Source organism: Pseudomonas sp. B26(2017) (genome assembly GCF_002113045.1).
Taxonomy (GTDB): domain Bacteria; phylum Pseudomonadota; class Gammaproteobacteria; order Pseudomonadales; family Pseudomonadaceae; genus Aquipseudomonas.
The window spans coordinates 467,995-493,051 of sequence record NZ_NEJJ01000001.1 but is presented as its reverse complement, the minus strand read 5'-3'; the positions used below and the strand labels follow the sequence as shown (position 1 = coordinate 493,051).

Sequence of the window (25,057 nt, the reverse complement as noted above, 5' to 3'; positions counted from 1 at the left end):
CCTCTAGGATCGACGCCATCGAAACCTGGATTGGCGGAGTCTTGCATGCCGGCGTGGCGCACTATCAGTTTGTGGATGGACCAACTCGACGAGCCGCTGACCGCGCGTGCGTCGCTTGCGCAGGACCTGGACGTCGACGTGGCGATCATCGGCGCCGGTTACACCGGGTTGTGGACTGCGTACTACCTGAAACAACAGGCGCCGAGCCTGAACATCGCCATCATCGAGGCGCAAACCGCAGGCTTCGGTGCGTCCGGCCGCAATGGCGGCTGGTTGATGGGCAATCTGCTGGGGGAAGATCGCCTGCTGGCAGGGCTGTCGCCGCAACAACGCCGCGCTTCTTACGACTTGCTGCACGGCATTCCGGATGAGGTGGCGACTGTCCTCGAACGCGAAGGCATCGACTGCGATTACCGCAAAGGCGGGGTGCTGTACTGCGCCGCGCGCTATCCCGAGCAGGAAGTCAGTCTTCGCGATTACCTGAAAAAACTCCACGCCCAGGGACTGACCGACGACGATTACCGCTGGCTCAGCCCCGAACAGCTGGCGCAGCAGCTGCGCCTCGCCAAACCTTACGGCGGCATCTTCGCGCCACATGTGGCGACCATTCACCCGGCAAAACTGGTGCGGGGCCTGGCGCGAGCCGTCGAAAGCATGGGGGTGAAGATTTACGAAAACAGCCCGGTGACCCATTGGCAGGCCGGCAGCCTGCGCACCGACAAGGCCAGCGTGCGCAGCCGCTGGATCGTTCCGGCGATCGAAGGGTATTCGGTCACGCTGCCACCGCTGGGCCGTTATCAATTACCGGTACAGAGCCTGATCGTCGCTACCGAGCCGTTGTCCACCGCGACCTGGGACGCGATCGGCCTCAGTCGGGGCCAGGCTTTCAGCGAGTTCAGCCGTCAGGTCACTTACGGCCAGCGCAGCGCTGATAACCGGCTGATCTTCGGCGCCCGTGGCGGCTATCAATTCGCCGGCAAGCTGCGCCACAACTTCGACCTGACCCGCGATGAAGTCGAGCTGCGCCGCTACCTGTTCGGCGAGCTGTTCCCTCAACTGAAAAACGTGCAGATCACCCACGCCTGGGGCGGCAATCTCGGTATGTCCCGGCATTTCAAACCGCACATGCTCTGTGATCGGGCCAACGGCATCGCACTGTCCGGCGGCTATGGCGGGGAGGGTGTCGGCGCTTCCAACCTGGGCGGGCGGACGCTTGCGGATCTGATTCTCGAGCGCGACACCGAGCTGACACATCAACCGTGGGTGCTGCCCGACGGCGGGATCCACGCACTGCGAGCCTGGGAGCCGGAGCCGTGCCGCTGGCTCGGCTACAACGCGATCATCAAAAGCTTTGTCCACGAAGATCAGACCCTGGCCAACCCGGCGACCGCGCCCTGGCGGCGCAAGCTTGCCAGCCGGGTGGCCGGGTTCATGGAAGGTTTCATGCACTGAACGTTGTTTATCAAGAGACAGGTAACGCCATGAGCATCACCCAATTCAAGAACACCGCCACGTTGCAACTGGATGAGTCCAACCCGGTGGCCGTGCCGCTCGGCACGCCGGTGGCGATTGCCTCGACCACCAGCGTCGAGCGCGATGACGGCGTCGAAACCGGCGTCTGGGAATGCACGCCCGGTCGCTGGCGGCGGCAGATCACCGCTCAGGAGTTCTGCCATTTCATTTCCGGTCGCTGCACGTTCACCCCGGACGACGGCGGCGAAACCCTGCACATACAAGGTGGCGACGCGCTGATGTTGCCGGCCAATACGCTCGGGATCTGGGACATCGAGGAAACCGTACGCAAGACCTATGTCCTGATTTTCTGACGCTTTGATCCTTTTGATTGCCTGCCAACAACAATAGTCAACACAGGAATCGATCCATGATCCGAAAGACCCTCGCACTCGCACCCTTGATGCTCGCCGTCTCCCTCGCTCAGGCGGCGGATACGGTCAAGGTTTACAACTGGTCCGACTACATCGCGCCGGACACCGCCAAGAACTTCGAAAAGACCAGCGGCATTGGCGTTACCTATGACGTCTACGACAGCAACGAAACCCTCGATGGCAAGCTGATGACCGGCAAATCCGGTTACGACGTGGTGTTTCCGTCCAACCACTTCATGGCGCGGCAGATCGAGGGCGGGGCGCTGAAGAAGCTCGACAAGAGCCAGTTGCCGAACTGGAAGAACCTCAACCCGGTGTTGCTCAAGGCGTTGCAGACCAACGATCCGGGCAACGAACACGGCTTTCCGTACCTGTGGGGCAGCACCGGCATCGGCTACAACATCGCCAAGGTCAAGGCCGTGCTGGGTGATAACGCGCCAGTGGACTCCTGGGACTTGATCTTCAAACCCGAATACATGGAAAAGCTGCAGAAGTGTGGTGTCGCGATCCTCGACAACGGCCCGGAGCTGCTGCCGGCAGCGCTCAACTACTTGGGTTTGCCGCATCACAGCAAGAACCCCGAGGACTACAAGAAAGCTGAAGCGCTGCTGATGAAAGTGCGGCCGTACGTCAGCTATTTCCATTCTTCGAAGTACACCAGCGACCTGGCCAATGGCGACATTTGCGTGGCCGTCGGTTTCTCCGGCGACATCCTGCAAGCGGAAAATCGTGCCAAAGAGGCGAAGAACGGCATCGAAATCGGCTACGAGATTCCCAAGGAAGGCGCCGCGATCTGGTTCGACATGGTCGCCATGCCCGCCGATGCGCCGGACGAGAAGGCCGGCTACGCGTTCATGAACTACCTGCTGCAGCCCGACGTGATGGCCGGCATCAGCAACTACGTGCATTACGCCAATGGCAACGAACAGGCTGACAGCCTGATCGATCCGGCGATCAAAAATGACACCAAGATTTATCCGAGCCCGGAAATGATGGGCAAACTGTTCGCACTGGAGGCGATGCCGCTGAACATCGACCGGATCCGCACGCGGGTGTGGAACAAGATTCGCACCGGCAGCTGAAGAAAACAGGCGAGGGCGGTACCGCCCTCGCCTGAATAGGTGGACAACTTGATATCAATACACTGGCGTTGCACTGATAAAGTGCAGCAAAGTGAGACGCTGCTAACAAAAAACAACTTACCGATATTTAATATTTAAATAATAAATCGTCAGACAATTAGGCAGGCTCACTGCACTTGCAAACTTCTTTCTGGTGCACGCGCTTTGTTTACGGGAGTTTCCCGGAACAGTTCAATTTGATCTCAAAAAAACGCTAGACGTTAGATTTCAAATTGTGTCAGGTTTCTTACGCCTTCATTGGGCGAGTGATAGGACAATCTCGCCAGAGGTTGTCGCTATCGGACAAAAACTGTTCCATTGCTATACAAGGAAGTGTGTTTATGTCGAAAGTAAAAGCTAACGCTATTGATACCGCCGAACAGGCTTTCCAGCTGGGCGCGGCGCCGCAACCTCTGGCAGCGACCAGCACGGCGTATAACCAGATCAATAGCTTCAGCCATCAGTACGATCGTGGCGGCAACCTCACGGTCAATGGCAAACCCTCCTTTTCCGTCGACCAGGCCGCAACCCAGTTGCTGCGCGACGGCGCTGCCTACCAGGACAAGGACGGCAGCGGCAAAATCGAACTCACCTACACGTTCCTGACTTCGGCATCGTCCAGCACGATGAACAAGCACGGGATCAGCGGGTTCAGTCAGTTCAGCGCTCAACAAAAAGCCCAGGCCGTGCTCGCCATGCAATCCTGGGCCGATGTGGCCAACGTGACCTTCACCGAGAAAGCCTCGGGCGGCGACGGCCACATGACCTTCGGTAACTACAGCAGCGGCCAGGATGGCGCTGCAGCGTTCGCTTATCTGCCAGGCACCGGCGCCGGTTACGACGGCACGTCGTGGTACCTGATCAACAGTGGCTATACGCAAAACAAAAACCCGGATCTGAACAACTACGGTCGTCAGACCCTGACTCACGAAATCGGCCATACCCTTGGCCTGGCGCACCCGGGCGACTACAACGCCGGCAACGGCAACCCGACCTACAACGACGCGACCTACGGCCAAGACACCCGCGGCTACAGCGTCATGAGTTACTGGAGCGAAAGCAATACCAGCCAGAACTTCAGCAAGGGCGGCGTGGAAGCCTATTCCTCCGGCCCGCTGATGGATGACATTGCCGCGATCCAGAAACTCTACGGCGCCAACATGACCACCCGTACCGGTGACACCACCTACGGCTTCAACTCCAACGCCGGTCGCGATTTCCTCAGCGCTTCGTCGTCGGCCGACAAGCTGGTGTTCTCGGTGTGGGATGCGGGCGGCAAGGACACCTTCGACTTCTCGGGTTTCACCCAGAACCAGAAGATCAACCTTAATGAAGCCTCGTTCTCCGACGTTGGCGGCCTGGTGGGCAACGTGTCCATCGCCAAAGGCGTCACCATCGAGAACGCGATCGGCGGCTCCGGCAACGATCTGCTGATCGGCAACAGTGTGGCCAACGAGCTCAAGGGCGGTGCCGGCAACGACATCCTCTACGGAGCCGGTGGTGCCGACAAGCTGTGGGGCGGCGCGGGTTCGGACACTTTTGTGTTCGCGGCCAGCTCTGACTCCAAGCCGGGTGCGATCGATCAGATCCTCGATTTCGTCAGCGGCCTGGACAAGATCGACCTGACCGGTATCACCAAAGGCGCCGGCCTGCACTTCGTCAGCGCCTTCACCGGTGCGGCGGGTGATGCAGTGCTGACGTCTTCGGGTGGCAACAGCCTGTTGTCGGTGGACTTCTCCGGTCACGGCGTGGCTGATTTCCAGGTCAGCACCGTTGGCCAGGCAGCTATCAGCGACGTCGTGGCGTAATGTGACAAGGGAAAGCGGCGCTTGATGCGCCGCTTTCTTCGCTTGCTTCGTCTCGCTACGTGCGCAAGGCTACACGCCGGAGTGAAATTTCCTATGATTCAAAACCTCTTTTCCCGCATGGCAGTCACCTGTTTCATGCCGATGCTGATGATGATTTCTGGAGAAACAACCATGGCAAGCAGCCTCAGACTCGAAGATCCATCGGTATTTGCCGGACACTGGCAAGCCACGCTGACCGCCGCCCATGACGCTCCAGAAGCGCAGGCGCTGCAAGACAAACCCTCCAATACCTGCGTAATCGATCTTGAGCCGAACCAGACGCTGGGCCATGGGGCTGATTGCCTGAGCGCATGGCTGCAAGAAAACGCCATCGGCTGGTTTCCCGATCCGGACGGTCTGTCCATCACCGGCAAGGAAGGCTCAAGAATCAAGTTCTTCGGCCGACAACATGACGGACTTTATTCCAGCACTTTGAAGTCAGGTCTGATCGTGACGCTCAAGCGTATCGAGCAATAACGCTGCCGTTAATGAACGAAGCGAATATAAAGAAGTACCCGAAAGTTATAAGTATTCGAAAAGTTGTTTTGAAAGTGTAAGCGGGTACTTGCAAGTCATTTCTCGCAGGTAAGCGATATAACAATTGAGCGCTCGCCATTATTGAGCGAGCTCAATCATTTCAGGAATGATCAATGAAGATGGTGAAGGCCCCAGCCACCGCTCCCTTATTCAAGGCATTGGGTGACTATAAAAGCATTCTGATCAGCGTCGGATGCTTTACCGCACTGATTAACGTGCTGATGCTGATGCCCTCCATATATATGCTGCAGGTCTATGACCGGGTGTTGTCTTCGCAAAACGAGACTACTCTGGCGATGCTGTCGCTGATGGTCGTGGGTTTCTTTGCCTTCATCGGGCTGCTGGAAGTGGTGCGCAGCTTTATCGTGATCCGCATCGGCAGCCAGTTGGAGCGCCGTTTCAATCTACGGGTCTATCAGGCGGCGTTCGAGCGCAACCTGTTCAAGGGCGAGGGCAACGCCGGGCAGTCGCTGGGCGACCTCACCCACATTCGCCAATTCGTCACCGGGCCCGCGCTGTTCGCGTTCTTCGATGCGCCGTGGTTTCCGGTCTATCTGTTCGTGATTTACCTGTTCAACGTCTGGCTCGGCGTGCTGGCCACGGCGGGGGCGCTGCTGCTGATCGCGCTGGCGTGCCTGAACGAATACATGACCAAAAAGCCGCTGGGCGAAGCTGCCGGTTACTCGCAGAAATCCAGCCAGTTGGCCACCAGCCATCTGCACAACGCTGAAACCATTCAAGCCATGGGCATGCTCGGCGCCTTGCGCAAGCGTTGGTTCCAGGTGCATTCGCGCTTCCTTGGCCTGCAAAACCAGGCCAGCGACACTGGCGCAGTCATCAGCTCGTTGAGCAAGACCTTGCGCCTGTGCCTGCAATCGCTGGTGCTTGGCCTCGGCGCATTGCTGGTGATCAAGGGCGACATGACCGCCGGCATGATGATCGCCGGCTCCATCCTGATGGGCCGGGTACTGAGCCCGATCGACCAGTTGATCGCCGTATGGAAACAGTGGAGCGGGGCGAAGCTGGCTTACCGCCGCCTCGATGCGCTGCTGCAAGCCTTCCCGCCGAGCGATGACGCCATGGCGCTGCCGGCACCGAAAGGCCAGATCACCTTCGAACAAGTCAGCGCCGGTCCTCCGGGACAGCGTGCCGCGACCCTGCACATGGTCAATTTCAACCTGGCGGCCGGTGAAGTGCTGGGCGTGCTCGGTGCCTCCGGCTCAGGCAAGTCGACCCTGGCACGGGTGCTGGTCGGCGTATGGCCGGCCCTTGGCGGCACAGTGCGCCTGGACGGCGCCGACATCCATCGCTGGAACCGCGATCAGCTCGGCCCGTACATCGGCTATCTGCCGCAAGACATCGAATTGTTCAGCGGCAGCATCGCCGAGAACATCGCCCGCTTCAGTGAAGCTGATCCGCAAAAGGTCGTGGCGGCCGCGCAACAGGCCGGCGTACACGAACTGATCCTGCGCATGCCGCAAGGCTACGACACGCAACTGGGCGAGGACGGCAGCGGTTTGTCCGGCGGCCAGAAACAGCGCGTGGCACTGGCCCGTGCGCTATACGGCAACCCGAGCCTGGTGGTGCTGGACGAGCCGAACTCCAACCTCGACACCGTCGGCGAAGCCGCATTGTCCAGCGCGATCGTGCAACTCAAGGCCCAAGGCACCACCGTGGTGCTGGTGACTCACCGTTCTTCGGTACTGGCCCAGGCCGACAAGCTGTTGGTGCTCAACGACGGTCGCCTGCAAGCCTTCGGCCCGAGCCACGATGTGCTCAAAGCGTTGTCCGGCAATCCGCCCGGCAACTCGCCACAACAAAGCGAAAAACCTGCACAGGCACCGGCCGGGCTCAGCATGAGCCGACAGTATCAGCCGACGACAAGGAATTCGGGTGTATGAGCAGCGCGAACATGAACACGCAAAACGAAGCGACGATGGAGCACGCGTACATCACCCAGCGGCCGGAGCGCGATGCGAAGTTCTTCGCCCGCATGGGCTGGATTCTGGCACTGGTCGGCGCCGGCAGTTTCTTTACCTGGGCGGCGTTGGCGCCACTGGATCAAGGCATTCCGGTGCAAGGCACCGTGGTGGTGTCGGGCAAGCGCAAAGCAGTGCAGTCGATGAGCAGCGGCGTGGTCAGCCGGATTCTGGTACGCGAAGGCGAGATCGTGAAGCAGGGCCAGCCGCTGTTTCGCCTCGACCAGACCCAGGTCGCCGCCGACGTGCAGTCGTTGCAGGCGCAATACCGCATGGCCTGGGCCAGCCTGGCGCGCTGGCAGGCCGAGCGTGACAACCTCAAGCAAGTGACCTTTCCGGCAGAACTGAGCGACAACGCCGATCCGCGCCTGGCACTGGTGCTCGAAGGTCAACGGCAACTGTTCAGCAGCCGTCGCGAAGCGTTCGCCCGTGAGCAGGCCGCTCTACGCGCCAGTATTGAAGGCGCCACTGCACAACTGGCGGGCATGCGCCGCGCCCGTACTGATCTCAACGCCCAGGCCGACTCGCTGCAACAACAGTTGAGCAACCTGCAACCGCTGGCCGACAACGGCTACATCCCGCGTAACCGCTTGATGGAATACCAGCGCCAACTGTCGCAGGTGCAGCAGCAACTGGCCGAGAACACTGGCGAAAGTGGCCGGGTGGAGCAGGGCATCCTTGAATCACGATTGAAACTGCAACAGCACGGCGAGGAATACCAGAAGGAAGTCCGCACCCAACTGGCCGACGCGCAACTGAAAAGCGTCACGCTGTCCGAGCAACTGACCTCCGCCGGTTTCGACCTGCAACACAGCGAAATCCTCGCCACCGCCGACGGCGTGGCGGTCAACCTCGGCGTGCACACCGAAGGCGCCGTGGTGCGTCAGGGCGAGACCCTGCTGGAAATCGTCCCGCAAGGTACACGCCTGGAAGTCGAGGGGCACCTGCCGATCAACCTGATCGACAAGGTCGGCACCCACCTGCCGGTCGACATCCTGTTCACCGCGTTCAACCAGAGCAAGACGCCACGAGTGCCCGGCGAAGTCAGCCTGATTTCCGCCGACCAGATGGTCGACGAGAAAACCGGTGTGCCGTACTACGTGTTGCGCAGCAGCGTCAGCGATCAGGCCATGGAGAAACTCAACGGTCTGGTGATCAAACCCGGCATGCCGGCGGAAATGTTCGTGCGCACTGGCGAACGTTCACTCCTCAACTACCTGTTCAAGCCGCTGCTCGACCGCGCCGGTTCCGCGTTGACCGAAGAATAAGGATGTTCGGCTGTATGAATAAGCTTTCCATGCTGGCGGCAGCGTTCGCGCTGCTCGCGGGCAACAGCGCAGTGGCGGCCATGGGGCCGTTCGAAATCTACGAACAGGCGTTGCGCAATGACCCGGTGTTCCTCGGGGCGATCAAGGAACGCGACGCAGGCCTCGAAAACCGTGCCATCGGCCGCGCCGGCCTGTTGCCGAAACTGGGTTACAACTACAACAAGGGTCGCAACTCGTCCAAGGCCACGTCCCTTGACGAACGCGCGCGCAACCGCACCGATGACCGCAACTACAGCAGTTACGGCTCGAGCCTGACCCTGCAGCAGCCGTTGCTCGACTACGAAGCCTACGCGGCGTATCGCAAGGGCGTGGCCCAGTCGCTGTTTGCCGATGAGAACTTTCGCGGCAAGAGCCAGGAACTGCTGGTTCGCGTACTGGATAACTACACCAAGGCCTTGTTTGCCCAGGATCAGATCGACATCGCGCAGGCCAAGAAGAAGGCGTACGAGCAGCAGTTCCAGCAAAACGAGCACATGTTCAAGCAGGGCGAGGGCACCCGCACCGACATCCTCGAAGCCGAGTCGCGTTACGAACTGGCGACCGCCGAGGAAATCGAGGCGCGCAACGAGCAGGACGCTGCGTTGCGGGAACTGGGCGCACTCGTCGGGGTGCCGGCGGTGGACATCAGTGATCTGGCGCCGCTGGATCAGAACTTCCAGACCTTCGCCCTGATGCCGGCCAACTACGACACCTGGCACGAACTGGCGATCAGCAACAACCCGAACCTTGCGTCCCAGCGTCAGGCCGTGGAAGTGGCGCGTTACGAAGTCGAGCGCAATCGCGCCGGGCATCTGCCGAAAGTCAGTGCCTACGCCACGATGCGCCAGAACGAGTCGGAAAGCGGCAACACCTATAACCAGCGTTACGAAACCAACACCATCGGTTTCGAAGTCAGCGTGCCGTTGTATGCCGGCGGCGGGGTATCAGCCTCGACCCGTCAGGCCAGCCGCACCATGGAGCAGGCCGAGTACGAACTGGACGGCAAGACCCGCGAGACGCTGATCGAATTGCGCCGCCAGTTCAGTGCCTGCCTTTCCGGAGTCAGCAAATTGCGCGCCTATCAAAAGGCCCTGACCTCGGCCGAAGCGCTGGTGGTGTCGACCAGGCAAAGCATTCTCGGCGGCGAGCGGACCAACCTCGACGCGCTGAACGCCGAGCAACAACTGTTTACCACCCGCCGCGACCTGGCCCAGGCACGCTATGACTACCTCATGGCCTGGACCAAATTGCATTACTACGCGGGCACCTTGAGCGAACAGGATCTGGCGCGGGTGGATGAGGCCTTCGGACAAGGCCCACGAACACAATGACGCTGTAGCGTTTACGCAAAAGCTTCAACCCAAAACAACAAAAAGAGTGGTGAACATGGACGTACGCATCAAGCCGATTTCGGTCGGCACCCTGCTGCTTGTGATTTCTGCAAACCCGGCCCAGGCTCAATACCTCGACGCCGGCAAGCCCGGCGATCCCGCCAGTTGGCGCAGCGCCGAATTTCTGCGTGACTGGGGCCTGGGCCGGATGCAGGCCGATCAGGCCTACGCCGTCGGCATTACCGGCAAGGGCGTGAAGATCGGCGCGCTGGACTCCGGTTTCGACGCCGCCCATCCCGAATTCGCCAGCGACCGTTATCACCCGGTGCTGGCCAGCGGCAGCTACCTTGACGGCTCGCTGTTCAACGTCAACGGCACCCTCAACCCGAACAACGACTCCCACGGTACCCACGTGGTCGGCACCATGGGCGCGTCCCGCGATGGCACCGGCATGCATGGCGTGGCGTACAACGCGCAAATCTACGTCGGCAACACCAACAAGAACGACAGTTTTCTGTTCGGCCCCAATCCTGATCCGCGCTACTTCAAAGCGGTGTACGACGCCCTGGCCGATGCCGGCGTGCGGGCGATCAACAACAGTTGGGGCAGCCAGCCGCCGGATGTCAGCTACCGAACCCTCGCGGACCTGCACGCCGCGTACGCCCAGCACTGGAACAAAGGCACCTGGCTCGATGCGGCGGCGGACGTTTCCCGTCGCGGCGTGATCAACGTGTTCAGCGCCGGCAACAGTGGCTATCCGAACGCCAGCGTCCGTTCGGCGCTGCCGTACTTTCAGCCGGATCTGGAAGGCCACTGGCTGGCAGTCTCGGGGCTCGATCAAAGCAATCAGCAGAAGTACAACCAGTGCGGGATCGCCAAGTATTGGTGTATCACCACGCCGGGGGCGAAAATCGACAGCACCATTCCCGACGGCGGTTATGCGATCAAGTCCGGCACCTCGATGGCCGCGCCGCATGCCACCGGGGCGCTGGCGCTGGTGATGGAACGTTATCCGTACATGAACAATCAGCAGGCGCTCGAAGTGCTGCTGACTACCGCCACCCAACTCGACGGTTCGGTGACCGATGCGCCCACCGAGCGAGTCGGCTGGGGCGTGGCCAACCTGTACCGGGCGATGCGCGGGCCAGGGCAGTTGCTCGGGGCGTTCGGCGCTAATCTGGCGGCCGGGCAGAGCGATGTCTGGAGCAACGACATCAGCGACAAAGCACTGATCCAGCGCCAGAGCGAAGACCTCGCCGAGCGCAGCGCCTGGCAGCAGACACTGCAAAGCAAAGGCTGGCAGAACGGCCTGCCGGCAGGCGCCACTCAGCAGGATCAGACCGATTACGCCGTGGGCATGGCCCGTGATGCAGCGGCTTCCACTCGGGTTTATCAAGGCAGTTTGATCAAGTCCGGCGACGGGCGACTGATTCTGACCGGTAACAACAGCTATCGCGGGCCGACCACGGTCAATGGCGGCCTGCTGACGGTGAACGGTTCGCTGACCTCGGCCGTGACCGTCAATGACGGCGGCGCCCTCGGTGGTTCCGGGCGAATCGGCGCGTTGACCGCCAACAGTGGCGGCCGCGTGGCGCCGGGCAATTCCATCGGCACGTTGAACGTGGCCGGTGACGTGAGCTTTGCGCCGGGTTCGACCTACGCCGTGGAGTTGTCTCCCACCGGCAGCGACCGCATCGTCGCCGGCGGCACCGCGTCCATCAACGGCGCCACCGTGAGCCTATCGCTGGAAAACAGCCCGACCTTGCTCAGCACCACCGAGGCCAGAAGCCTGCTCGGCCAGCAGTACGACATTCTGCAAGCAGCCGGCGGCATTCAGGGTCGGTTCGGTGCGGTGCTGCCGGATTACCTGTTTATCGGTGGCCGCCTGGCCTACAGCGACAACGGTATTGGCTTGAATATCGAGCGCAACGGGACATCCTTTGTCAGTGTCGGCCAGACCCCGAATCAGCGCGCCGTGGGCGCCGCCGTGGAAGGCATGGGGGCGGGCAATTCCGTGTACGAAAGCCTTCTTTTGTCGGCCACCGCCAGTGACGCCCAACAAGCCTTTCAACAGTTGAGCGGTGAAATCTACCCGGCCCTTGGCTCGGTGCTGATCAACGACAGTCGGCAATTGCGCGACGCCATCGGCGAACGCCTGCACGATGCCCAAGCCACGCAAAACAACGGCTGGATCAAGGCGTTGGGCGCGTGGGGCAGCACCGATTCGCGCCAGGACACCGCCAGTTACAGCACCTCCATTGGTGGCTTGCTGGCCGGTGTCGACGGCGCGCTGGACGAGCAAACACGCATCGGTCTGGTCACCGGTTACAGCGACAGTTCGCTGAGCATGGGCTCGGGCACGCATTCCTCGGCCAAGGTCGACAGCTACCACCTCGGCGCCTACGCCGGACACGACATCGGTGCCTGGCGTCTGAGCACCGGCGCCGCTTACAGCTGGCATCGCGCCGATGTGAAACGTGATTTGCAGTACGGCGACTTCAGCGCCAGGCAGAAAGCCAAGGTCGATGCCGCCACTACTCAAGTGTTCGGCGAGGCAGCTTATCGGCTGAACCTGCAACCGCTGGCCCTGGAGCCGTTCGCCAACCTGGCCTACGTACACCTCGACACCGACGGCTTCACCGAGAAGGGCGACGCCGCCGCGCTGCACAGCGGCGACGATCAGCGCGACGCAGTGTTGAGCACCCTCGGCGTGCGGGCGATCAAGACTTTTGACCTGCCGTCTGCGCAGAAACTGGAAGTGAGCGGCCATCTGGGCTGGCAGCACAGCCTGACCGACATCGACTCCGAACAGCATCTGCGCTTCGCCAGCGGCAGTACGCCGTACACGGTCGAAAGCTCGCCACTGGTGCGCGACGCTGCGCAGGTCGGCGTGCAGGCCAGCCTGGCGCTGACCCGCGACGTGCGGATCAACCTTGATTACACCGGACAACTGGCCAGCCGCGAGAAGCAGCACGGTGTGGGCCTGAGCCTGAACTGGCAGTTCTGACTCACCGAGAGATGATCGTTCCCACGCTCCCGCGTGGGAATGCAGACCGTGACGCTCCGCGTCACTGGACGCGGAGCGTCCCTAGAGGCATTCCCACGCAGAGCGTGGGAACGATCACGAGGCTGAATACACGGATTTTTGTGCAACATCACTAAGGAAGGTCGCTGGATGAAAAACAACAACACACCCGCGCAATCGGGTGGATGCTTTCGCCTGAAAACTCTCAATTTCGCTTTGCTCTGCGCGCTGGCCACCTGGGGCAGCGCACACGCCGCGCCCTACGTGGAAAGCGGTCGGGCAGGGGATCCGGACAGTTGGCGCAGCGCCGAATTCCAGGCCGACTGGGGCCTGGGCGCCATCGGTGCGGATTTCGCCTACGCCGCCGGCTACACCGGCAAAGGCGTGAAACTGGGAATTTTCGACCAGCCGGTCTACGCCGCGCACCCGGAGTTTTCCGGCAGCAACAAGGTCATCACCCTGGTCACCTCGGGGATCCGCGAATACACCGACCCGTACATCCCGGTCAAAGCCGGGGACGCGTTCCGCTATGACGGTTCGCCCTCGGTCGGTTCCGACGGCAAGCTCGGCGCCCACGGCACCCACGTCGGCGGTATTGCCGCCGGCAGCCGTGACGGCGGGCCGATGCATGGTGTGGCGTTCGGCGCGCAGATCATCAGCGCCGACAACGGCGACCCGGGCCCGGAAGACGGCATCGTGCGCGGCAATGACGGCGCGGTGTACAAGGCCGGCTGGGATGCGCTGATCGCCAGCGGCGCACGGATCATCAACAACAGCTGGGGCATCGGCATCACCGACCGCTTCGACCTCGGCGGCCGTGACCCGGCGTATCCGCATTTCACCGTCAACGACGCGCAAGTGCAGTTCAACGAAATCCGCACACTGCTGGGCACCAGACCCGGCGGCGCCTACGACGGCGCAATCGCTGCCGCACGCAGCGGAATCGTGACGATTTTCGCAGCGGGCAACGACTACAACCTGAACAACCCGGACGCCATTGCCGGCCTCGGCTACTTCGTGCCGGATATCGCGCCGAACTGGATCACCGTCGCCGCCCTGCAAAAGAACCCGGATCTGGCCAGTGCCAATCCGTACATCATGAGTACGTTCTCTTCGCGCTGCGGCTACACCGCGAGTTTCTGCGTCTCGGCACCGGGTACGAAAATCTTCAGCTCGATCATCGAAGGCACCAACGCCGACAACCTGACCACCGGCTACAAGAACTACAACGGCACCTCGATGGCCGCGCCGCACGTGGCCGGCTCCATCGCCGTGCTGATGGAGCGCTTCCCGTACATGTCCGGCGATCAGGTCGCCAGCGTATTGCGCACCACTGCGACCGACCTCGGCGCACCGGGCATCGACGCCCTGTATGGCTGGGGCATGATCAACTTGCGCAAGGGCATCGACGGCCCGGCGATGTTCGTCACCGAGCAGGACATCCCCGAAGAATTCCGCATCCAGGGTGCTTACGGTTCCGGCCAGTTCGTGGCCGATCTGCCGGGCATCGGCGCGATCATCGATGCGGGCAAGCCCACCGAGCGCGTGTGCAACGACATCACCTGCGGGCTCGACACCTGGCGCAACGACATCTCCGGCCATGGCGGTCTGACCAAGCAAGGCATCGGCACTCTGGTGCTGACCGGCAACAACACCTACAGCGGCCCGACTCTGGTCAATCAGGGTCGACTGGCAATCAATGGCTCGCTGCAATCGGCGGTGACGGTCAATGACGGCGGTATTCTCGGCGGTAACGGCCGGATCGCCGCGCTGACCGCCAACCGCGGCGGCACCGTGGCGCCGGGCAATTCCATCGGCACCCTGAACGTGGCCGGTGATGTGACCTTCGCGCCGGGTTCGACCTATGCGGTGGAAGTGTCGCCGACCAGCAGCGACCGCATCGTCGCCGGCGGCAAAGCGGTGATCGAAGGCGCAACCGTGACCATGTCGCTGGAAAACAGCCCGACGCTGTTGACCACGGGCGAAGTGAAAAGCCTGCTCGGCACCCGGTTCAACATCTTGCAGGCAGCGGGCGGGATTGAAGGGCAGTTCGGACAAGTGTTGCCCGACTACGCGTTCCTTGGCGGCACCCTGGCTTACTCGGCGAGCGGTGTGCAACTGGACGTCGGACGTAACGGCGCCTCGTTCGCCAGCGTTGGCCTGACCCCGAACCAGCGCGCGGTCGGTGCTGCCGCCGAGCGCCTCGGCGCCGGCAATGCGTTGTTTGAAACCCTGTTGCTGTCGCCGTCGGCGGCCGCTGCGCAGGATGCCTTCCAGCAACTGTCCGGCGAGATTCATCCGGCCATCGGCACGCTGCTGATCAACGACAGCCGCTACCTGCGCGATGCCGTGGGCGAACGTCTGCGTGAGCGGGATGTGTTTGATGCCAATGCACCGACCGATGACCGCAGCAATGCCTGGGTCAAAGTGCTGGGTTCATGGGGCAAGAGCGATGGCGGATCGAAATACGCCGATTCCACCAGCTCCATCGGCGGCCTGCTGGCCGGCGTCGACGGCTTGATCGCTGAAGATACCCGTCTGGGTTTCGTTACCGGTTATAGCGACAGCTCGTTGAGCATGGGCGAGGGTACGCATTCGTCTGCCTCGGTCGATAGCTATCACTTGGGTGCATACCTGGGACATCAGATCGATGCGCTGCGTCTGACCGTCGGTGCGGCCTACAGCTGGCATCGCATCGACGTCAAACGTGACCTGCAGTTCGGCGGCGTCAGCGGCAAACAGAAAACCAAGCGTGATGCGACCACCGCGCAACTGTTTACCGAAGCGGCCTACGACCTGGGCCTGCAGCCGATGAACCTGGAGCCGTTCGCCAATCTGGCCTACGTGCACCTCAACAGCGACAGCTTCACCGAGAAGGGTGATGCCGCCGCACTGAAAGGCGGTGAAGACAACCGCGACGTGGTGTTGTCGACCCTCGGTGTGCGGGCCAAACGTACCTTTGCCGTGTCGGAGAAACACCAGCTGGAACTGGGCGCGAGCCTGGGCTGGCAGCACAACTTGAGCAGCGTGGACTCCGACAGTCACTTGGCTTTCGTCAATGGCAACAGTGCGTTCACCGTGCAAAGTGTGTCGATGGATCGGGATGCAGCGGTGGTCGGCGTGCGCGCCGGGCTGGCGCTCAATCGCGATGTCCGGGTCAACCTGGACTACAACGGGCTGATCGGCTCCAACGAAAAGGATCACGGTGTGGGCCTGACGCTGGACTGGCAGTTCTAGGGTGTAACGGCAGTTCTTCAGAGAACTGCCGTTTTTGAAAGGAAGAGAGAGCACAACATGGGACTGTTCGATTACAAAAATGCCGACGGCAAAGCGCTTTACAGCGATGCCATCGCCCTGACGCTGTATGCCTACACGCCGACCGGGCAGGCTTTGCCCGGCACCGGCTGGAAGCCGATCGGCGCCACGGCGCTGGGCTATCAGGGCAAGGTCGGGGCGCAGGGCACGTTCTTCGGCGAGAAGGACGGCTTCACCAGTGCCGAAGCCGAAGTGCTCGGCAAGTACGACGCCGCGGGCAAGCTGATCGGCATCGGTGTGGCCTTCCGGGGCACCGGCGGGCTGGGTTACAGCGACACTTTTGGCGACATGAAAAACAATCTGCTGGCCGCCATCGGCCCGACGGATTACGCCACCCAGTACGCGAAAAACGCCTTCGACAATCTGCTCAAATCGGTGGCTGCTTTCGCCGTCGCCCATGGCATCGCGGCCAGGGACGTGTTGATCAGCGGCCACAGCCTCGGCGGTCTCGGGGTCAACAGCGTGGCGGAGTTGAGCGCGAGCAACTGGGGCGGGTTCTTCAAGGATGCCAATTACATTTCGTTCGCCTCGCCGACCCAGAGCAGCACCGGCACCAACGTGCTGAACATCGGTTATGAGAATGATCCGGTGTTCCGCGTGCTCGACGGCACCACGTTCAGTACCGCGTCGATGGGCAAGCACGACAAACCGCACGATTCGACCACCGACAACATCGTCAACTTCAATGACAACTACGCGTCCACCGCGCAGAACCTGGTGCCGTTCAGCATCGCCAATCCGCTGAACTGGTCGGCCCACAGCTCGCTGGGGTATGCCGACGGCCTGAATCGGGTGATCGCGTCGAAGTTCTACGGCCTGACGCACAAGGATTCGACGATCATCGTCTCCAACCTTGAGGAAGCGTCGCGGGGCAAGACCTGGGTCGAGGATCTGGGCCGCAGCGGCGAGCCGCACACCGGCAGTACCTTCATCATCGGCACCGACAGCGGCGACTGGCTAAAGGGCGGGGCGGGCAACGACTTTCTGGAAGGCCGGGGTGGCGATGACCGTTTCCGTGACGATGGCGGTTTCAACATCCTGCTCGGCGGCCAGGGCCACAACACCTTCGAGCTGCAAAAGCCGTTGCAGAACTTCAGCTTCGCCAACGACGGCGACGGCACGCTGTACGTGCGTGACGCCTACGGCGGCATCAGCATGACCCGCGACATCGGCGCGCTGGTGAGCAAGGAGTCGGGGTCGTGGTGGGGCAGCAAGGACATCACCTGGACCGTCACCGCCAAAGGCCTGGCCAACGGTTCCGAACTGACCCAGTACAACCACTCGCTCAGCGGGGGCGCGATGGGCGACACCCTCAAAGCCACCGCTGACGGCGACTGGCTGTTCGGCCTGGGCGGCAACGATCACCTGCAAAGCGACAAGGCCCACGTGACCTTCGTCGGCGGCGCCGGCAATGACGTGATGAGCGCGGTGGGTGGCAACAATACCTTCCTGTTCAGCGGCGCGTTTGGCTTCGACGCGATCAATGGCTACCAGGGCAGCGACAAACTGGTGTTCATGTGCGTCGAAGGCGCAGGGCAGGGCTACGACTACAAGCAACACGCGTCGCAGTCCGGAAGCGATACCGTGCTGAAGATTGGCGATTTTGCCGTGACGCTGGTCGGGGTCGGTGTGGCTAATCTGTCGGATTCGAGTTTCGTCTTCGCCTGACAAACCTTGTGGGAGCGAGATTGCTCGCGAAGAGGGCGTGTCAGTCACCCAACCGGTAACTGACAGACCGCTATCGCGAGCAAGCTCCCACATTGTCACTGTGTAGTAAATGCTCCGGGGCGCCTCGGGAGGGGCGTTCTGGTTGTGAGCTATCTCTGAACAATTCCAACAAAAAGAGAGGCAACAGCAATGGGTGTGTATGACTACAAGAATTTCGGTACGGCGGATTCCAAGGCGCTGTTCAGCGACGCCATGGCCATCACGCTGTATTCCTACCACAACCTCGATAACGGCTTTGCCGTCGGTTATCAGCACAACGGCTTCGGCCTCGGTTTGCCGGCCACGCTGGTCACCGCGCTGATCGGCGGTACGGATTCCCAGGGGGTGATCCCCGGCATTCCGTGGAACCCCGACTCGGAAAAAGCCGCGCTTGATGCGGTGAAAAAAGCCGGTTGGACCCCGATCACCGCCTCGCAACTGGGTTACGAGGGCAAGACCGATGCCCGCGGCACCTTCTTCGGCGAAAAGGCCGGCTACACCAGCGCCCAGGTGGAAATCCTCGGCAAATACGACGCTCAGGGCCATCTCACCGAGATCGGCATCGCCTTTCGCGGCACCAGCGGCCCACGGGAAATCCTGATCAGTGACTCGATCGGTGACGTGATCAACGACTTGCTCGCCGCATTCGGGCCCAAGGATTACGCCAGAAACTACGTCGGCGAAGCCTTCGGCAACCTGATGAACGATGTGGTGGCGTTCGCCAAGGCCCACGGCCTGACCGGCAAGGACGTGCTGGTCAGCGGTCACAGCCTGGGCGGGCTGGCGGTCAACAGCATGGCGGATTTGAGCACCAGCAGATGGGGTGGGTTCTTCCAGGATTCCAACTACATCGCCTACGCCTCGCCGACACAGAGCAGCACCGACAAGGTGCTCAACGTCGGCTACGAAAACGACCCGGTGTTCCGCGCCCTCGACGGCTCGACCTTCACCGGTGCATCCCTCGGCGTGCACGACGCGCCCAAGGAGTCGGCGACCGATAACATCGTCAGCTTCAACGACCACTACGCCTCGGCGGCGTGGAACGTGCTGCCGTTCTCGATCATCAACATTCCGACCTGGATCTCGCACCTGCCGACCGCTTATGGGGATGGCATGAACCGGGTGATCGAGTCGAAGTTCTACGACCTGACCAGCAAGGACTCGACGATCATCGTCGCCAACCTGTCGGACCCGGCGCGGGCCAACACTTGGGTACAGGACCTGAACCGCAACGCCGAAACCCACAAGGGCAGCACGTTCATCATCGGCAGCGACGGCAACGACCTGATCCAGGGCGGCAGCGGCAACGATTATCTGGAAGGCCGCGCCGGCAACGACACGTTCCGCGATGGCGGGGGCTACAACATTCTGCTCGGCGGCTCGGGCAACAACACTCTGGAGTTGCAGAAGTCGGTCAATACCTACGACTTCGCCAACGACGGCGCCGGCAACCTGTACATCCGCGATGCCAACGGCGGCATCAGCATCACCCGCGATATCGGCAGCATCGTCACCAAGGAGCCGGGTTTTCTCTGGGGCCTGTTCAAGGATGACGTGACCCACAGCGTCACCGCGACCGGTTTGAAGGTCGGCAACAATGTCACTCAGTACGAGTCGAGCGTGAAAGGCACCGGCGGCGCCGACACCCTCAAGGCCAAGGCCAGCGGTGACTGGCTGTTCGGCCTTGACGGCAACGATCACTTGATTGGCGGAGCGGGCAACGACGTGTTCGTCGGCGGCGCCGGCAATGACCTGATGGAGTCGGGCGGCGGGGCGGATACCTTCCTGTTCAGCGGCGCGTTCGGTCAGGATCGCGTGTTGGGTTACACCGCCAATGACAAACTGGTGTTCCTCGGCGTGCAGGGGGTGCTGCCGGGCGACGACTTCCGCGCTCATGCCACGGCGGTGGGACAGGATACGGTGCTGAAATTCGGCGCTGATTCGGTGACGCTGGTCGGGGTTGCATTGAACAGCTTGAGTGCCGACGGGATTGTGATCGCCTGACGGCAAGCGTGGGGAGGGAGCAAGCTCTCTCCCCATCAAACCTTCCCATATCCAAAGTGACTCACCCGCCATTCCCTGACTCCAATCCCTGCACCAACAGGAAATGCGGCCTAAAGTCATGACGGCAACGTTCGTCATCCAAAGGTCGCCAACGAGTACAGGAGATTCACACGTGAAAGGTTTCAAGAGGTTTATCGGTATGACGGGACTGGCGCTGCTGTCGGCCAGTGCCTGGGCCGATCTGCCTCACAGCTCGATTCTGAGCCGCTATGGCGTCACCACCGATCAACTGCCAAAACCGGCCGACAGTGATGACGTCAAACCCGTTGAAGAGAAAAGCCGCTTTTATATCCAGCCCGAACAACCGTTCGTGACGATTCGCATCGGCGAAGACCATGAACCGGAAATGACCGGTAACCTGAGCATCGACCGCATGGCGCAGCAGGAACGCCAACGTTGCCAGCGCTTGCAGGAAGAAATGGTCCGGCGCGGCGAGCGAGCGTTGAACTGCGATGGCTCCGTCCCGGGCATGGCGTTACCCCGCTGACAAATGTAAAAAAGGCTGCGCTCCAACAGGAACGCAGCCTTTTTTGATGGGGTCGCGGTCAGTCTTCCTTGCGCACCGTGGCTACTTCGTCTGCACGTACACGCACCTTGGCGCCGGAAATATCCTTGAACTCATAGAAGCCATCCTCGGTTTTGGTGTCGGGCATGTCTTCGGTCAGGTATTGGGTGCCGTTCTGCAAGGTGACTACCGTCTGGGTAGAGCAGCCGGCCAGTGCCAACAGCGCCGCAACAGCCAACGGGATCCCGAGAGTCTTGATTTTCATAAGCAGCATTCCTGTTCATTTCGACCAATGTCGGCCTCTAACGCGGTTGGTGCCATTGCGCCCGGAAAAGTTCGATGGCCACCTGAAAAAAACCACACCGGAGGTGCCACTGATCTTTTTCCGTTTGCACCTGCGGGGGCTGGCTGGTATCTGTACGCATAACCAGTACTCGCTTGCCATGGCCCTGAATTCACCGTGACTGCCAATCCCCTCGACGACCCGTTCTATTACCTCAACAACTTCCGCCAGGTGCTTGATTGGCTTGAGCTTCGCTACGCCGACGTCATGAACGAAGCCGAGCACGCCTTCATCCACGACTTCAAGGCACTGCCGCGCGGATCCCAGGGTTTGCTGGTGCGGATGGTCATGCGCAAGGGCGTGCATTTTCGCGCCGGCAAGCTGAATTATCCGGAAATAGGCGACATCGCCGAAGCGGCGCAACCGCTGCTGGAGCATGGCTGGCTCGATGAGCAGGCGCCGTTGGCGATGGCGGATCTGTTCGAGGTGTTGCTCAAGGCCGAGATCCTGCAAGCCTTCGGCCCGGCCATCGACCAGCCACGAGGCAAGAAAGTCGACTGGCTGCCGCTGCTGCACGAACAATTTCCCGAACCCCGCAGTTTCAGGCAGTGGTGCCCGACGCTGGCGGATCGGCTGTTCAGCCTGACGCTGATGCAGCTGTGCGACCGTTTTCGCCTGATGTTTTTCGGCAACCTGTATCAGGACTGGTCGGAGTTCGTGCTCGCCGACCTTGGCATCTTCACCTACGAAAAAGTCGAATTCAGCGCCGACTCCCGGGGCCTGCGTAGTCGTGCCGACGTCGATGCCTGTCTGTTTCTGCATGACTGCCAGTTGTATTTCGAGGCCGGCGAGCCGCTGGAGCCGATCGTCGAACAGGTCGCGGCGCTGCATTTCGACAACCCGTGGCTGCAACGCCGACGCGGCAAGCTGTTGTTCCAGATCGGCCAATACTGCGAGCGCATCGGCGAATTCGCCCTGGCCCTTAGGATCTATCGCGATTGCGCCTATCCCGGCGCCCGATTGCGGATGATCCGCGTGCTGGAGCGCAGCGCCGAATATGCGTTGGCGCTGGAACTGGCGGTGATTGCCGAGCAAGCGCCGCAAACCGCTACCGAACAGCAGGGCCTGCAACGGCTGTTGCCGCGCTTGCGGCGCAAGCTCGGCGGGCCACCGATCAAACGCACAGCGCCCGGTCTGGTGGAACGGCTGGATCTGCACCTGCCGCGTCTGGATCCGGCGTTGTCGGTGGAATATCACGTTCAGGCGCACCTGCACGAAGAAACGGGCCCGGTGCATTACGTGGAAAACAGCCTGATCAATTCATTGTTCGGCCTACTGTGCTGGCCGGCGATCTTCGCGCCATTGCCGGGCGCGTTCTTTCACCCGTTTCAGCGCGGGCCGGTGGATCTGCTCAACGAGGACTTCCAGCTGCGTCGTGCGCAGCTGTTTCAGGCCTGTCTGGCCGAACTCGACGATGGCCGCTATGCCGACACCATCCGCGCGCGGTTCGCCGCCAAATGGGGCGTGCAGTCGCCGTTCGTATTCTGGGGCGCGCTCAATGAAGAGCTGCTGGAGCAGGCGCTGGCCTGTCTGCCGGCCGAACACCTCAAGCACTGGTTCAGCCGTCTGCTGCTGGACATCAAGGCCAATCGCGCCGGCATGCCAGACCTGATCCAGTTCTGGCCGCAGCACAAGACCTACCGGATGATCGAAGTCAAAGGCCCGGGCGATCGCTTGCAGGACAACCAATTGCGCTGGCTGGAGTTCTGCCATACGCACCGGATGCCGGTCGCCGTGTGTTACGTGCAATGGGCGGAGCAGGGCGCTTGAGCTACAGCATCGCGGTGCGGGCGTTGTGCGAATTCACCGCCAAAACCGGTGACCTCGACTTGCGCTTCACCCCGTCACCGACCGCGCTGGAGGGGATTGCCGGGCATCGTACGGTGGCGTCCCGGCGCAACGACGCCTACCAGAGCGAAGTGGCGCTGGAGGGCGCATTCGGGCCATTGAAGGTCAAGGGCAGGGCGGACGGCTACGACCCGACGCAGAACTGCCTGGAAGAAGTCAAAACCTACCGCGGCGACTTGAGCAAACAACCGGCCAATCATCGTTCACTGCATTGGGCCCAGGCGAAAATCTATGGCTGGTTGATGTGCTGTCGATTGCAGCTTGAGCAGATCAATCTGGCGCTGGTGTATTTCGACATCGTCACGGAAAAGGAAACCTGTCTGGTCGAGGCGTTCAGCGCCGAAGCGCTGCGGCAGTTCTTCGAACGACAGTGCGGTTTGTTTCTGGCGTGGGCCGAACAGGAAATGGCCCACCGCGAAGCGCGCAACCGTGCGGCGCAGCAGTTGGGTTTTCCCCATGCCGCCTTTCGCCCCGGCCAGCGTCACCTCGCCGAATCGGTGTTCAAGGCTGTCAGCACCGGTCGCTGTCTGATGGCCCAGGCGCCGACCGGGATCGGCAAGACACTCGGTACCCTGTTTCCGATGCTCAAGGCGTTGGCGCCGCGGCAACTGGACAAGGTTTACTTCCTCACCGCCAAGACACCCGGACGCAAACTGGCGCTGGATGCGGCGCAAGTGCTGTTCGATCACAGCGCAACCCTGCCCCTGCGGGTGCTGGAAATGGTCGCCCGGGACAAGGCCTGCGAACACCCGGACAAGGCTTGCCACGGCGAATCCTGCCCGTTGGCCCAGGGTTTTTACGACCGTTTGCCCGCTGCCCGCGAAGCCGCCAGCCAATTGCGCCTGCTGGATCAGGCTGCACTGCGGGACGTCGCCGCGCAGCACGCGGTGTGTCCTTACTACCTGAGCCAGGAAATGGCCCGCTGGGCCGACGTGGTGGTGGCCGACTACAACTACTACTTTGACTTCAGCGCGCTGCTGTTCGGCCTGGCCCAGTTCAATCAATGGAACGTCGCCGTGCTGGTGGACGAGTCGCACAACCTGGTCGAACGCGGTCGGCAGATGTACAGCGCCACTCTCGATCAGGCGACACTGAGCAGCGTGCGCAAAACTGCGCCCGAGGCCTTGAAGAAGTCGCTGCAGCGGGTCAACCGTGAATGGAACGCCCTGCACAATGACCAGTTGGCGCCGTATCAGGCCTACGACAAGGCGCCGGAAAAACTGCTGCAGGCGCTTTCTTCCTGCACGGCGAGTATCGGCGACTACCTCAACGATCACCCGCAAGGGCTCGACAGCGCGTTGCAGAACTTCTATTTCGAGATGCTGCAGTTCGGCCGGGTAGCAGAGCTGTTCGACGCGCATTACCTGTTCGACATCAGCAAACGCGACCTCGAGCGCAAGCGACCGTTATCGCAGCTGTGCCTGCGCAACGTGGTGCCGGCGGCGTTCATCGGCCCGCGCCTGAGTGCGGCGCGCAGCAGCGTGCTGTTTTCCGCAACCCTCAGCCCGCGCCACTATTACGCCGACTTGCTCGGCACGCCGGCCGACACCGTCTGGATCGATGTCGAATCGCCGTTCAGCGCCGAACAATTGCAGGTGCGGATCGTCAGCCGGATTTCCACCCGTTTCACGCACCGTCAGGCATCGCTGGAGCCGATTGTCGAGCTGATCGCCCGCCAGTTCAGTGAGCGTCCGGGCAACTACCTGGCGTTCTTCAGCAGTTTCGATTACCTGCAACAGGTCGCGCAGTTGCTCGCCGAGCGGCACCCGCACATCACCCGCTGGCAGCAATCCCGGGGCATGACCGAAGGCGCGCGGCAGGACTTTCTCGATCAATTCACCGCCGACAGCCAGGGCGTCGGTTTTGCCGTGCTCGGCGGCGCGTTCGGTGAAGGCATCGATCTGCCCGGCGCACGGCTGATTGGCGCATTCATCGCCACCCTCGGGCTGGCCCAGCTCAATCCGGTCAATGAACAGATGAAGCGGCGCATGGCCGCGATCTTCGGTGCCGGTTACGACTACACCTACCTGTTCCCCGGCGTGCAGAAAGTGGTGCAGGCCGCCGGGCGGGTGATCCGTACCCAGCAGGATCGCGGCGTGGTGATGCTGATCGATGATCGCTTTGCCGAAAGTCGCATCCGCCAATTGCTGCCACGCTGGTGGCACCTCGATCTCGCAGAAGCACCTTTCCAATCCGCCGGTTTGCCGCATACTCCGGTGATTGAAAAACTGTTTTGAGCCAA

Annotated in this window: 16 protein-coding genes; 15 read left to right on the top strand and 1 reads right to left on the bottom strand. The window is 61.6% G+C overall.

Going from position 1 to position 25,057, the window contains the following annotated elements; translation table 11 throughout:
• The first annotated feature begins 45 nt into the window (after positions 1-45).
• The 13 genes from CAF79_RS02045 to CAF79_RS01985 all read left to right on the top strand — a co-directional run bounded on the left by CAF79_RS02045 (position 46) and on the right by CAF79_RS01985 (position 20,606).
• Positions 46-1,452, top strand: a complete 1,407-nt coding sequence (locus CAF79_RS02045) for an FAD-binding oxidoreductase (protein ID WP_085696207.1) — start codon at positions 46-48, stop codon at positions 1,450-1,452.
• Between the two features lie 29 nt (positions 1,453-1,481).
• A complete protein-coding gene (locus CAF79_RS02040; RefSeq protein ID WP_011334089.1) occupies positions 1,482-1,826 on the top strand; it encodes a cupin domain-containing protein in 345 nt (114 codons plus the stop codon).
• A 56-nt stretch (positions 1,827-1,882) separates the two neighbouring features.
• Positions 1,883-2,968 carry a polyamine ABC transporter substrate-binding protein gene (locus tag CAF79_RS02035; protein ID WP_085696206.1) on the top strand — a complete coding sequence of 362 codons (1,086 nt, stop codon included), beginning with the start codon at positions 1,883-1,885 and terminating at the stop codon, positions 2,966-2,968.
• Positions 2,969-3,348: 380 nt separating this feature from the next.
• Entirely contained in the window at positions 3,349-4,815 is a 1,467-nt protein-coding gene (locus tag CAF79_RS02030; RefSeq protein WP_085696205.1) for a serralysin family metalloprotease, read from the top strand.
• A gap of 93 nt (positions 4,816-4,908) precedes the next feature.
• Positions 4,909-5,331 (top strand): AprI/Inh family metalloprotease inhibitor, encoded by a 423-nt coding sequence (locus CAF79_RS02025; RefSeq protein ID WP_170929683.1) that lies wholly within the window; start codon positions 4,909-4,911, stop codon positions 5,329-5,331.
• Positions 5,332-5,504: 173 nt separating this feature from the next.
• The gene (locus CAF79_RS02020; RefSeq protein WP_085696204.1) at positions 5,505-7,292 is read left to right on the top strand and encodes a type I secretion system permease/ATPase; all 1,788 of its coding nucleotides are present in this window, start codon (positions 5,505-5,507) and stop codon (positions 7,290-7,292) included.
• The gene (locus CAF79_RS02015; protein ID WP_085696203.1) at positions 7,289-8,638 is read left to right on the top strand and encodes an HlyD family type I secretion periplasmic adaptor subunit; all 1,350 of its coding nucleotides are present in this window, start codon (positions 7,289-7,291) and stop codon (positions 8,636-8,638) included. Before CAF79_RS02020 ends, CAF79_RS02015 begins: the two co-directional genes overlap by 4 nt.
• A gap of 2 nt (positions 8,639-8,640) precedes the next feature.
• Positions 8,641-10,008: a TolC family outer membrane protein gene (locus tag CAF79_RS02010; protein WP_085696202.1), complete on the top strand. Its 1,368-nt coding sequence runs from the start codon at positions 8,641-8,643 to the stop codon at positions 10,006-10,008.
• 55 nt (positions 10,009-10,063) lie between these two features.
• Positions 10,064-13,015 (top strand): autotransporter serine protease, encoded by a 2,952-nt coding sequence (locus CAF79_RS02005; protein WP_085696201.1) that lies wholly within the window; start codon positions 10,064-10,066, stop codon positions 13,013-13,015.
• Positions 13,016-13,183: 168 nt separating this feature from the next.
• Positions 13,184-16,270 carry an autotransporter serine protease gene (locus CAF79_RS02000; RefSeq protein ID WP_085696200.1) on the top strand — a complete coding sequence of 1,029 codons (3,087 nt, stop codon included), beginning with the start codon at positions 13,184-13,186 and terminating at the stop codon, positions 16,268-16,270.
• 57 nt (positions 16,271-16,327) lie between these two features.
• The gene (locus CAF79_RS01995; protein WP_085696199.1) at positions 16,328-18,016 is read left to right on the top strand and encodes a polyurethanase; all 1,689 of its coding nucleotides are present in this window, start codon (positions 16,328-16,330) and stop codon (positions 18,014-18,016) included.
• Between the two features lie 189 nt (positions 18,017-18,205).
• Positions 18,206-20,059 (top strand): polyurethanase, encoded by a 1,854-nt coding sequence (locus CAF79_RS01990; RefSeq protein ID WP_085696198.1) that lies wholly within the window; start codon positions 18,206-18,208, stop codon positions 20,057-20,059.
• Positions 20,060-20,231: 172 nt separating this feature from the next.
• Positions 20,232-20,606, top strand: coding sequence for a hypothetical protein (locus CAF79_RS01985; protein ID WP_085696197.1), 375 nt, complete (start codon positions 20,232-20,234; stop codon positions 20,604-20,606).
• 58 nt (positions 20,607-20,664) lie between these two features.
• Here CAF79_RS01985 and CAF79_RS01980 read toward each other — a convergent pair whose 3' ends face one another.
• Complete coding sequence (locus CAF79_RS01980) at positions 20,665-20,889, bottom strand: YgdI/YgdR family lipoprotein (protein WP_085696196.1); 225 nt, start codon at positions 20,887-20,889, stop codon at positions 20,665-20,667.
• A gap of 195 nt (positions 20,890-21,084) precedes the next feature.
• Here CAF79_RS01980 and CAF79_RS01975 point away from each other — a divergent pair, with 195 nt between their 5' ends.
• Positions 21,085-22,737, top strand: a complete 1,653-nt coding sequence (locus CAF79_RS01975) for a VRR-NUC domain-containing protein (RefSeq protein ID WP_085696195.1) — start codon at positions 21,085-21,087, stop codon at positions 22,735-22,737.
• Complete coding sequence (locus CAF79_RS01970) at positions 22,734-25,052, top strand: ATP-dependent DNA helicase (protein WP_085696194.1); 2,319 nt, start codon at positions 22,734-22,736, stop codon at positions 25,050-25,052. Before CAF79_RS01975 ends, CAF79_RS01970 begins: the two co-directional genes overlap by 4 nt.
• The last annotated feature ends 5 nt before the right edge of the window (positions 25,053-25,057 follow it).

Bases quoted from the DNA above. Each gene is read 5' to 3' on its own strand.
- CAF79_RS02030 (WP_085696205.1), top strand. From the start codon at position 3,349: ATGTCGAAAGTAAAAGCTAACGCTATTGATACCGCCGAACAGGCTTTC.
- CAF79_RS01980 (WP_085696196.1), bottom strand. From the start codon at position 20,889: ATGAAAATCAAGACTCTCGGGATCCCGTTGGCTGTTGCGGCGCTGTTG.
- CAF79_RS02040 (WP_011334089.1), top strand. From the start codon at position 1,482: ATGAGCATCACCCAATTCAAGAACACCGCCACGTTGCAACTGGATGAG.
- CAF79_RS01995 (WP_085696199.1), top strand. From the start codon at position 16,328: ATGGGACTGTTCGATTACAAAAATGCCGACGGCAAAGCGCTTTACAGC.
- CAF79_RS02020 (WP_085696204.1), top strand. From the start codon at position 5,505: ATGAAGATGGTGAAGGCCCCAGCCACCGCTCCCTTATTCAAGGCATTG.
- CAF79_RS01990 (WP_085696198.1), top strand. From the start codon at position 18,206: ATGGGTGTGTATGACTACAAGAATTTCGGTACGGCGGATTCCAAGGCG.
- CAF79_RS02015 (WP_085696203.1), top strand. From the start codon at position 7,289: ATGAGCAGCGCGAACATGAACACGCAAAACGAAGCGACGATGGAGCAC.
- CAF79_RS02000 (WP_085696200.1), top strand. From the start codon at position 13,184: ATGAAAAACAACAACACACCCGCGCAATCGGGTGGATGCTTTCGCCTG.
- CAF79_RS02035 (WP_085696206.1), top strand. From the start codon at position 1,883: ATGATCCGAAAGACCCTCGCACTCGCACCCTTGATGCTCGCCGTCTCC.
- CAF79_RS02005 (WP_085696201.1), top strand. From the start codon at position 10,064: ATGGACGTACGCATCAAGCCGATTTCGGTCGGCACCCTGCTGCTTGTG.
- CAF79_RS02025 (WP_170929683.1), top strand. From the start codon at position 4,909: ATGATTCAAAACCTCTTTTCCCGCATGGCAGTCACCTGTTTCATGCCG.
- CAF79_RS02010 (WP_085696202.1), top strand. From the start codon at position 8,641: ATGTTCGGCTGTATGAATAAGCTTTCCATGCTGGCGGCAGCGTTCGCG.
- CAF79_RS02045 (WP_085696207.1), top strand. From the start codon at position 46: ATGCCGGCGTGGCGCACTATCAGTTTGTGGATGGACCAACTCGACGAG.